Origin of the sequence: Hydrogenophaga sp. (assembly GCF_022844385.1) — a bacterium.
Classification (GTDB): Bacteria; Pseudomonadota; Gammaproteobacteria; order Burkholderiales; family Burkholderiaceae_C; genus Hydrogenophaga.
Genome location: NZ_JALHLX010000014.1, coordinates 5471 through 14702 on the forward strand (window position 1 = coordinate 5471; position 9232 = coordinate 14702).

The window sequence follows — 9232 nt, forward strand, 5'->3', positions numbered from 1 at the left end:
ACGCCGCCATGCAGGCGCACCACGCCGATGTGAAGCTGGTGTTCGTGGGCGACGGGCCGCTGCGCGAGAGCCTGCAGCAGCGCTGCCCACAAGCGGTGTTTGCCGGCATGCGCCGGCACGAGGAGCTGGCGGGCTACTACGCCTCGGCCGATCTGTTCGTGTTCCCCAGTCTCACCGAGACCTTTGGCAACGTGACCATCGAAGCGCTGGCCAGTGGCTTGCCCGTGCTCGCGTTCGACACCGCCGCAGCCAGCGACTGGGTGCACAGCCACACCAATGGCTGGCTGGTGCCCGAAGGTCAGGAAGCGGCGTTCGTTCGCGTGGCGGTGACGCTTGCACAAACACCTTCGCTTTTGGCGCAGGCCCGCGAGCAAGCGCGTGCGCGCGTGGCGCATCTCGACTGGCAACAGATCGCCATGCAGGTGGAGGCACTGATGTTGCAGGCCGCAGGGGCTTCACTGTTGGTGGACACAGTGCTGCGCCCGGCCATGGCGCAGCGATCGGCTCCGCTGTTGTGAAAGCTGGATGACGCGAGGGGTTCTTTTCTCTGTGCGTTTGGCCTCACTGTCATGGGCATGACATGAGTTGTTTGCATGCTGACGAGGTTCAACAACCCAGGAGAACTGACCATGAAAAACCACGACCTCACCACGACCCCGTTCACCGATCCCGACGACCTTGAAAACAACGTTTCCAACAACCGCCACTTCGCCGATGTGCTGAGTTCGGGCCTGAGCCGGCGCGGCGTGCTGCGTGGCGGCCTGGGTGGCGCCATGGCGGCGATGTTTGCGCCGCTTGCCCTGACCGCTTGCGGCGGCGGCGGTGACGACACACCTGTGGCGGGCCCCCCGACGGCCGCCCCTGAAAGCCTGCTGGGCTTTGCTGCGGTAGCCAAAACGTTGGCCGACACCAACTCCGTGCCTGCCGGCTACACCGCGCGCGTGATCCTCGCTTGTGGCGATCCGCTGTTCACCGGTGTGCCTGCCTACAAGAACGATGGCACCGACACGGGCTACGACCAGCGCGTGGGTGACAACCACGACGGGTTGCAGTATTTCGGCCTGTCGGCCAGCGGACAACGCGACGACAACAGCAGCAGCCGCGCGCTGCTCGCCATGAACCACGAGTACATCCAGCCGCTCATGTTGCACGTGAGCGGGCCTACGCCCAACCCGCGTCCCGCCAGCGAAGTCGATATCGAGGTCGACTGCCATGGTCTGATGGTGGCCGAGATCATCAAGGACGGCGCCGGTGTGTTCGGCGCGGTGGTCAATTCGCCGTTCAACCGTCGCGTCACCGGCATGACGCCGATCGAGTTGTCGGGCCCGGCGCGTGGCAATCCCCTGTTCGTCACCAAGTTCTCCACGGATGGCACCCGCACCCGCGGCACCATGAACAACTGTGGCAACGGCAAGACCCCCTGGGGCACGCTGCTCACCACCGAAGAAAACTGGTCGGGCTACTACTTCCGTGCCGCGGGCGATCAAAACCTGCGCACTCCCAAAGTCAATGCCTCGTTCGCGCGCTACGGCCGCAGCGTGAACAACACCACCGCCGCCAACAGCCGCTACGGCTGGCAGACCGCCGGCGCAGATGACAAATACGAGCGTTGGAACACCAGCCAGACCGGCACCAGCCTGGATGGCAGCGACGACTACCGCCACGAGTGGTTCTGCCAGGGCTTCATGGTCGAGCTCGACCCCTACAACGCCAACTCCGTGGTCAAAAAGCGCACCGGCATGGGCCGCTTCGCGCACGAGAACGCCGCGTTTGGTCTGCCGGTGGAAGGCAAACCGCTGGCTGTGTACATGGGCTGCGACTCGCAGAACGAATACGTGTACAAGTTTGTCTCGACACAAAACTGGGTGGCCTCCGATGCGAACTCGGCGGATCGCCTGGGCATGGGCGACAAGTACCTCGACGACGGCAAGCTGTACGTGGCCAGGTTCAACGACAACGGTACCGGTGAGTGGCTTGAACTGAACATCACCAACCTCGCCATCGCGGGTGCCTCGTTCGGCTTCACCGATCAGGTCGAGATGTGCATCCACACCCGCATTGCAGCCGACGCCGTGGGTGCGACCAAGATGGACCGCCCCGAGTGGGTGGATGTGCACCCGACCACGGGCGAGCTGTACATCACGATGACCAACAACAGCAGCCGCAGGGTCGCGCCCACCGGCAGCCAGACACCGGTCGATGCGGCCAACCCGCGCGCCTACTCCGACATCTTTGGTGGAACCACGACGCAGTCCGGCAACGTCAACGGCCACATCGTTCGCTTCAAGGATGCCAGCCCTGAAGGCACGAGCTTCAACTGGGACGTGTATCTCTTCGGTGCCGAAGCGGGCTCCAACCCGGCGCTCGTCAACCTCTCCGGCCTGAGCGCCGACCAGGACTTCTCAAGTCCCGATGGCCTGGCTTTCACGCAAAGCAGCGGGTTGTGCTGGATCCAGACCGACGACGGTGCTTACCGCGATGTGACGAACTGCATGTTGCTCGCCAGCATCCCCGGCACCGTGGGCGACGGCACCACGGCCACGCTGAACTACAGCGGTGGTGTGGCCGTGACCACGCGCGTCGGCGCAAAGCCGACCGCTTCGACCCTGAAGCGGTTCTACGTTGGTCCGGCTCAGTGTGAAGTGACGGGTCTGTGTGAAACGCCGGACGGCAAGACGATGTTCATCAACGTCCAGCACCCGGGCGAGAACACGCCGGCATCCGTGATTGCGGACCCCAGCCAGTACGGAAGCCAGTGGCCCAGCAACGTGGGCTACGGCGCCGGCAGCCGTCCGCGTTCGGCCACGGTGGTGATCACCAAGAACAACGGCGGCCAGGTGGGCACCTGAGTCACGGCGGACTCGCGCATCACACAAGGGGCCCTTCGGGGCCCTTTGTCTTTTCACATCGCGGCCTGCCCGGCGAAGGCAACACGCTGATCGGCTCTCAAGCCCGGTCGCCGGCCCCTCCAACCCCAAGGCCCCGGCGGGCCTTGGGGTTCAGCTTTTGACGATTCTGTCGATCGCGTGCACAGCCTGATTTCAAGGACCTGCGGTCTGTGGCGCAGGCGTGTCCCGGCGTGTGTATTGAGAACTAGGGTGGCACCACCTCGCCGATCACAGGTCGGGTCAGAGGCGTTCACCAGTTCCCAACCTAGGACATTTCATGTACGACCAGATCGTCAAACCCCAGACCCTCGTGCTGGACACCGCACCTTGCAACGATGGCCAGGGCACATTCTCCAAACTGCCCATCAGCTACGAGGAATACGGTGCCCCGAAAACCAGGGAAGGCGAGGACAAACCGGTGGTTGCCATCTTGCCGTTCTTCCTGGGAAGCGCCCATGCAGCCGGTCACAGGTCCGTCAAGGACAACAAACGCGTGGCACCCGGTTACTGGGACGCGCTCATGGGTTCCGACGCCCCGATCAACACCGACACCCACCGCGTCATCAGCTTCGAGCCCTTGATCAACGACCACTTTCATCCGGGCCTCATCAATCCAGCCACCCGGAAGCCTTACGGTGGCGCCTTCCCCAACTTCACCCTGGCCGATGTCTCGCAGATCCAGCGACTCGCACTCAAGCAACTGGGGGTGGGCCATGTGAACGTGCTCATGGGGGCTTCCATGGGGTCGTTGCAGGCCTGGCATTTCATGGCCCACGAACCCAGCTATGTGTCCAACATGGTGTTGGTGGTGCCTGGCGGGTTGGAACTGTCGCAGAAGACGCGCACGCTGACCGAACAGTGGGTTCAGAAGCTGGAGCAGGACCCCGACTGGCACGGTGGCGACTACGGCAGCCTGGCCAAGGACAAGCAGCCGAAAAAGGCGCTGGTGGAGGTGCTGTCCGACTTCTGGTACCGGGTCCAGTTCCCGGTGGACCACAGCCTGCTCTACGACCTGAACGACATCGAATGCGCCGAAGTCGCTGTGGCCCACCATGCGCTGGATGCCAATGACGTCAAAACCATCGACACTGTGCTGGCCTCGCTCAACGCCAGTGACCCCAGGGTCAAGCTGTACAAACAGACCCTCACGGGGTTGTGCGCAAAGACCGATCACAACGTGCTGCTGTGGCAGCTTCGATCGGTGCTCTCCTACCAGCCTCAGGCAGCGCTGCAGAGGTCAACGCCCTTCATTCGCCACCTGCAGGGTATCGACGACAGGACAGACGCGGCCCACGAAATGCTGGCCACCACCCGCATCCTGATGATCGCCACCGAAGCCGACGACCTGCTGGACATCGGCTCGGTGGACAGTGTCATGGGCATGGCGGCCTGGATCGGCTTCGATGCCAGGGCCCTGCGCATGCCTGCGACCTTCACGCACGCGGCCGGGCTCAACGCCGCCAGTCCCGACAGCATCCTGGTGTTCAAGAACGCCATCGCCCAGTTCCTCAAGCCGCCATCCAAGCTCTGACCTGATGGTCAGACCCCCATCCCGTTTGTTCAAGGAGAACCCCATGCCGCAAACCACCGCTCAATCGACAGCCCAAGATGCCACCACGTTTGTGGACCTCACCCCCGACGACGTGCCGGCCATCGTCGTTCACCTCCAGGCGCTGGACGAAGCCGACCAGACCTTGCGGTTTGGCACCCCGGTGAAGGACGCTGAACACGCCGAAAAGATCGCCCGCAGGTTGCTGCAGATCAACAGCGTGTTCGGACTCTGGGACGCTGCCCATGAACGATTGTTGATGCTGGGCAGCTACGGCAAAGCCACGCTGGCGAGCGATGCCATCGAGACCGCATCGAGTGCGCTGCCCGAGGCCCGCGGGGGCATGAGCCAACGCATGGCGAACTGGTTGTACCCCCGCCTGGTTGCGCAGGGACACAAGCGCATCGAATGGAACTTCTACGCCGACAACGCGGTGGTGAGGGCGATCGCCAAGAAGCGTGGCATGAAGGTGGACTGCCGCCAGGGTGAATGCGTGGCCTATTTCGACCTGCAGCCCACGGCCGACGCCATACGCGACTGGCTGGACAGCCTGGACCAGTTCCTGGAATCGGTTCGCAACGCATCACACGCCGGCCCGGGCGCCAGGCTCTGAGCGGGCGCGTGCGAGCCGCTTCAGCGCACCACGGCGGGGTGCGCTTCGGGCGGACGCTGCTCCATGTAGCCGCGTCCGTCCTTCACGCCGGTGCGTCCTGCGATCTGCCAGGCGGTGCGCTGGTTGACCAGGCCGGAGAGGAATTCGATTTCCTCGTCGGTGTGGTTCAGCGCAGGTGCCGGCGTGAGGAAACGCCCGGCCTTGGGTTCAGCCTCGCCCCAGAACGACTGGTGGTAGCTCGACACCGACAGGGCCCGGTTGCCGCCAGCCTCCATGTCCACCGTGCCGTAGCAGTTGCAGAAGTAGCTGCGGTTGCCCTGCTCGGGAAAGACCTCGGTGTAGACCCCGGTACCGCGTATGCCGGCGGTCAGCGTGGGCGTGACGATGGTGCGGCCGGGGCCCCGGCCAAATGCGCTGCCCACGGCGCCGGTGAGCAGGCGCAGCAGGCTCACGGTGTGCAGCGTGATGCCGCGCTCCACGGTGAGGCGGGAGTTCTGCCGCACGTGCATGGCAGCGTTGCCCAGCACGAAGGTGAGTCGCGACGCCGGGCCGGTGGCGATCTCGTCGCCGGTCTGGATGGTCTGCTGCGGCACCATGCGCCGACCATTGAGCAACACGTCGCCCACCATTTCCACCACGTTGCTGCGTTGCTGCGCCATGGCCGCCGGCAGCCCGCCCATGGCCACCCAGGCGGCGGCGGCTTTCAGGGTGTCGCGGCGCTGGAACCAGGTCACTTCGCTCTCGACGCGGCCTTGCAGGGTGTGGTGACTCATGCAGCTTCTCCGGTGGTGGTGGATGTGGATTCTTCAGCGGTATCGAAACTGTCAAGGAAGGTGAAATAGATCGAGGTGTGGAACATGGAGGCCATGAACAACACGGCCGGGTACAGCACGATGTTGAGTGCCTGCAGGCCACCCAGCAAGGCGCCCAGCAAGCTCATGAACAGGCCCACCAGCATGAACACGCCGACCCAGCCCAGGGCATAGAACAGCATGGCGCCCTTGTTGCCCCAGCAGGCCATGAAGCTGAAGAACAGGCTCTTGCCGGGGCTCACGCCGTGCCAGTGCACCAGGGCCGGCGCATGCCAGAAAGCCATGACCACCGGCAGGTAGACCACCAGGCCGGCCAGCAGGCCCTGGTTGGCCAGCGAGGCGCGGACCATCTCGGCCGACACCTCACCCGCGGCGGGGTCCAGCGGCGGCGCAGCTTCGCCGGCAAACAGCGTGGCCACGCCCAGCACCAGCAGCAGGCCGGCGGCATACATGGCACCCAGGATCAGCATGTTTTTCGTCTGCGCCGGTTTGCCGCGCAGGCCCGAGATCAGGGTGGACGGCATGGGAAAACGCCCTTGTGTGGCCTCGCGCGTGGCGGCCATCAGGCCCAGCGTGGCCACCGGCACCAGCACCAGCGAGATGACCGTGCCCAGCAGCGGAATGAGCGAGAGCACCGAGACGGTGGCCATGAACATGAAGAACAGGCCGGACATGGCCAGCGGCTGGCGGAAGAAGGTCTTCACGCCCAGTTTGACCCATTGCAGGCCGACTTTGGCGGGGACGAGGTGGAGTTTCATGCGGTCACGGGTTGGGGCGTGGCTGCCGGCGCCGGGATGTCCAGCAGCACGACGGGGAAAGCGTGGATGGCGCGGTCGCGCAGCACACGTTCGAAATGGGTGGGGTCGTGGGCCTGCAACATGGCCGCTTCGCGCGGCAGGTGCAGATCCCACAGGCGGGAAATCCAGAAGCGCAGGGCGCCGGCGCGCAGCATCGCCGGCAGCAGGCTGCGCTCGGCCGCGCTCAGGGGGCGCACCGCCTGGTAGGCCGCGAGCATGGCCTGGGCGCGCCCGGCGTCGTGGCTGCCGTCGCTGGCGTCCTGGCGGTGGTGCACACACCAGTCGTTCAGGCAGACCGCGATGTCGAACAAGAAGGTGTCGCAGCCGGCGAAATAGAAGTCGAAGAAACCGGTGAGCTGGCCGTCTTCGAACATCACGTTGTCGCGAAACAAGTCGGCGTGGATCGTGCCACAGGGCAGGGCGGCGTAGGCCGGGCTGGCCGCCACGTGGTTCTGGTATGCGAGTTCGGTGCGGATCAGGCTGGCCTGTTCCTCGTTCAGAAACGGCAGCACCACCGGCACCGTTTCGTTCCACCAGTGCAGGCCGCGCAGGTTGGGCTGGCTCATGGGGAAATCGCGACCGGCCAGGTGCATGCGCGCGAGCATGGCTCCCACCGCCTCGCAGTGCGCCACGCCGGGCGCCAGCTCACTCTTCCCCCGCAGTTTGTCCACCACGGCGGCGGGCTTGCCCTGCACCGTGTGCAGGATCTCGCCGCTGGCGGTGGCGGCCGGGTCGGGCACCGGGATGCCTTGGCGCGCCAGGTGCTTCATGAGGTGCAGATAGAACGGCAACTGCTCGAAACCCAGGCGTTCGAACACGGTGAGCACATGCTCCAGCGTGGCGCCATCACGCTCGCTGGTCACAAAATAGTTGGTGTTTTCAATGCCGCCCTGGATGCCTCTGAGTTCGGTGAGGTTCCCCAGGTCCAGGGTGTGCAGCAGGGCAGCGGCTTCCGCAAACGCGACTTCGGTGTAAACGGCCATGAAACAGACGATCAGAAATTCAGGATGCGCCAGCTGCTGCGACCGGCGTTGCCGGTGCGCTTGCCGCCCACCTCACCCGTGGTCGAACCGCTCGAATCCGGGTTGATCTGGTAGGCCGGTGCGCCGTTCTTGGGTTGCACATCAATGCTTTTGGTTTCGCCGCCCACGCGCACTTCGTCGATGCGGGTGAGGGCGTCTTCGTTGGTGATGCGCTCGATGCGGTCGCGCGGCGAGAGCGGCTGCGGCGGTTGCTCCACCGGGGGGGTCTGTGCCTGCGAGGTCGAGGCCAGGACGAGACCCGCGAGCAGGGCGAGGGCAGGCAGCAGGCGTGGGGAGTGGGCATTCATGCCTCATTGTAGGCAGGCAGGGGCCTGCGGGCGCAGGCGGGGCCATCGGTCGGACCTGCGGGCGGCGTGATCTCCCCGACAATGCGCGCATGTCCGACGCTTCATCCCCCACCCCCACCCTGCTGCTGGTTGACGGCTCCAGCTACCTCTACCGCGCCTTCTTCGCTGGCGGCGAAGCCATGAGCACGACCCTGCCCGACGGCACCGTGCTCAAAACGGGCGCTATCCGCATCATGATCAACATGATGCAGAAGCTGCGCAAGGACGTGCGCGCCGACTACGCCGCCTGCGTGTTCGACGCCAAGGGGCCTACCTTCCGGGATGCGCTGTATCCGGACTACAAGGCCAACCGCTCGCCCATGCCCGACGATCTGCGCGCGCAGATCGCCCCGATCCACGAGGTGGTGAAGCTGCTGGGCTGGAAGGTGCTGGACGTGCCCGGCGTGGAGGCCGACGACGTGATCGGCACGCTGGCCCATGTGGCGGCGCAGCAGGGCATCACCTGCATCATCTCCAGCGGTGACAAGGACCTCAGCCAGCTGGTGAACGAGCACATCACGGTGATCGACACCATGAACGACCGGCGGCGCGACGTGGCCGGCGTGACCTCGGAGTTCGGCGTGCCGCCCAGCCTGATGCTGGACTACCAGACCCTGGTGGGCGACCAGGTGGACAACGTGCCCGGCGTGCCCAAGGTTGGCCCCAAGACGGCCGTGAAGTGGCTGCAGGAATACGGTTCGCTGGAGGCGCTGGTGGCGCGCGCGGACGAGATCAAGGGCGTGGCCGGCGAGAACCTGCGCAACGCGCTCGACTGGCTGCCCAAGGGCCGTGAGTTGCTCACCATCAAGACCGATTGCGACCTGAAGGACCACATGGAAGGTCTGCCCTCGCTGGAGGCCATCGGCATCGGAGGGCAGGATTCCGAGGCCCTGAAGGCGTTCGGCGAAAAGTATGGCTTCAAGGGGCTGGTGAAGACACTGACGCAGCTCGACGTGCCGCCGGAGCGGATCGAAGAACACCAGAGCAAGGCAGACACCAAAGGCCGGGCTGGCGATGGCTCGCCCGGGCTGTTCGATGAACCCGATCTGAGCGGCAGCCCCGAGCGCACCACCAACCTGAAGTACGACACCATCCTCACCTGGGCCGCGTTTGACGAGTGGCTCCAGCGCGTGCAGGCCGCCGACCTCGTGGCCGTGGACACCGAGACCACCTCGCTCGACGAGATGCGCGCCGAAATCGTGGG

9 protein-coding genes are annotated in these 9232 nt (G+C 65.1%); 5 read left to right on the forward strand and 4 right to left on the reverse strand.

Translation table 11 applies throughout. The annotated features are described in order from the left end of the window. From Q0C59_RS04720 to Q0C59_RS04735, 4 genes are all read left to right on the forward strand, one after another. A partial coding sequence (locus Q0C59_RS04720; protein ID WP_291212402.1) for a glycosyltransferase occupies positions 1-518 on the forward strand: 518 nt, incomplete at its 5' end. Between the two features lie 111 nt (positions 519-629). After that, complete coding sequence (locus Q0C59_RS04725) at positions 630-2849, forward strand: PhoX family phosphatase (RefSeq protein WP_291212404.1); 2220 nt, start codon at positions 630-632, stop codon at positions 2847-2849. A gap of 316 nt (positions 2850-3165) precedes the next feature. Further along, positions 3166-4419: an alpha/beta fold hydrolase gene (locus Q0C59_RS04730; RefSeq protein WP_291212406.1), complete on the forward strand. Its 1254-nt coding sequence runs from the start codon at positions 3166-3168 to the stop codon at positions 4417-4419. Positions 4420-4462: 43 nt separating this feature from the next. Beyond that, positions 4463-5050 carry a hypothetical protein gene (locus Q0C59_RS04735; RefSeq protein WP_291212409.1) on the forward strand — a complete coding sequence of 196 codons (588 nt, stop codon included), beginning with the start codon at positions 4463-4465 and terminating at the stop codon, positions 5048-5050. Positions 5051-5070: 20 nt separating this feature from the next. On the opposite strand, the gene Q0C59_RS04740 is transcribed toward Q0C59_RS04735, so the two are convergent. From Q0C59_RS04740 to Q0C59_RS04755, 4 genes are read right to left on the reverse strand one after another with little or no spacing between them, the layout of a single operon-like run. Continuing rightward, complete coding sequence (locus Q0C59_RS04740) at positions 5071-5823, reverse strand: iron dicitrate transport regulator FecR (RefSeq protein WP_291212411.1); 753 nt, start codon at positions 5821-5823, stop codon at positions 5071-5073. Next, positions 5820-6620, reverse strand: a complete 801-nt coding sequence (locus Q0C59_RS04745) for a BPSS1780 family membrane protein (protein ID WP_291212414.1) — start codon at positions 6618-6620, stop codon at positions 5820-5822. The genes Q0C59_RS04740 and Q0C59_RS04745 overlap by 4 nt, the downstream gene beginning before the upstream one ends. Continuing rightward, positions 6617-7642: a homoserine kinase gene (locus Q0C59_RS04750; protein WP_291212417.1), complete on the reverse strand. Its 1026-nt coding sequence runs from the start codon at positions 7640-7642 to the stop codon at positions 6617-6619. The genes Q0C59_RS04745 and Q0C59_RS04750 overlap by 4 nt, the downstream gene beginning before the upstream one ends. An 11-nt stretch (positions 7643-7653) precedes the next feature. After that, entirely contained in the window at positions 7654-7989 is a 336-nt protein-coding gene (locus Q0C59_RS04755; protein WP_291212419.1) for a hypothetical protein, read from the reverse strand. A gap of 89 nt (positions 7990-8078) precedes the next feature. Between Q0C59_RS04755 and Q0C59_RS04760 the strand changes: the two genes are divergently transcribed. Then, positions 8079-9232: 5'-3' exonuclease H3TH domain-containing protein (locus Q0C59_RS04760; protein ID WP_291212421.1), on the forward strand; the 1154-nt coding region annotated here is incomplete at its 3' end.

Bases quoted from the DNA above. Each gene is read 5' to 3' on its own strand.
- Q0C59_RS04745 (WP_291212414.1), bottom strand. From the start codon at position 6,620: ATGAAACTCCACCTCGTCCCCGCCAAAGTCGGCCTGCAATGGGTCAAA.
- Q0C59_RS04750 (WP_291212417.1), bottom strand. From the start codon at position 7,642: ATGGCCGTTTACACCGAAGTCGCGTTTGCGGAAGCCGCTGCCCTGCTG.
- Q0C59_RS04725 (WP_291212404.1), top strand. From the start codon at position 630: ATGAAAAACCACGACCTCACCACGACCCCGTTCACCGATCCCGACGAC.
- Q0C59_RS04735 (WP_291212409.1), top strand. From the start codon at position 4,463: ATGCCGCAAACCACCGCTCAATCGACAGCCCAAGATGCCACCACGTTT.
- Q0C59_RS04755 (WP_291212419.1), bottom strand. From the start codon at position 7,989: ATGAATGCCCACTCCCCACGCCTGCTGCCTGCCCTCGCCCTGCTCGCG.
- Q0C59_RS04740 (WP_291212411.1), bottom strand. From the start codon at position 5,823: ATGAGTCACCACACCCTGCAAGGCCGCGTCGAGAGCGAAGTGACCTGG.
- Q0C59_RS04730 (WP_291212406.1), top strand. From the start codon at position 3,166: ATGTACGACCAGATCGTCAAACCCCAGACCCTCGTGCTGGACACCGCA.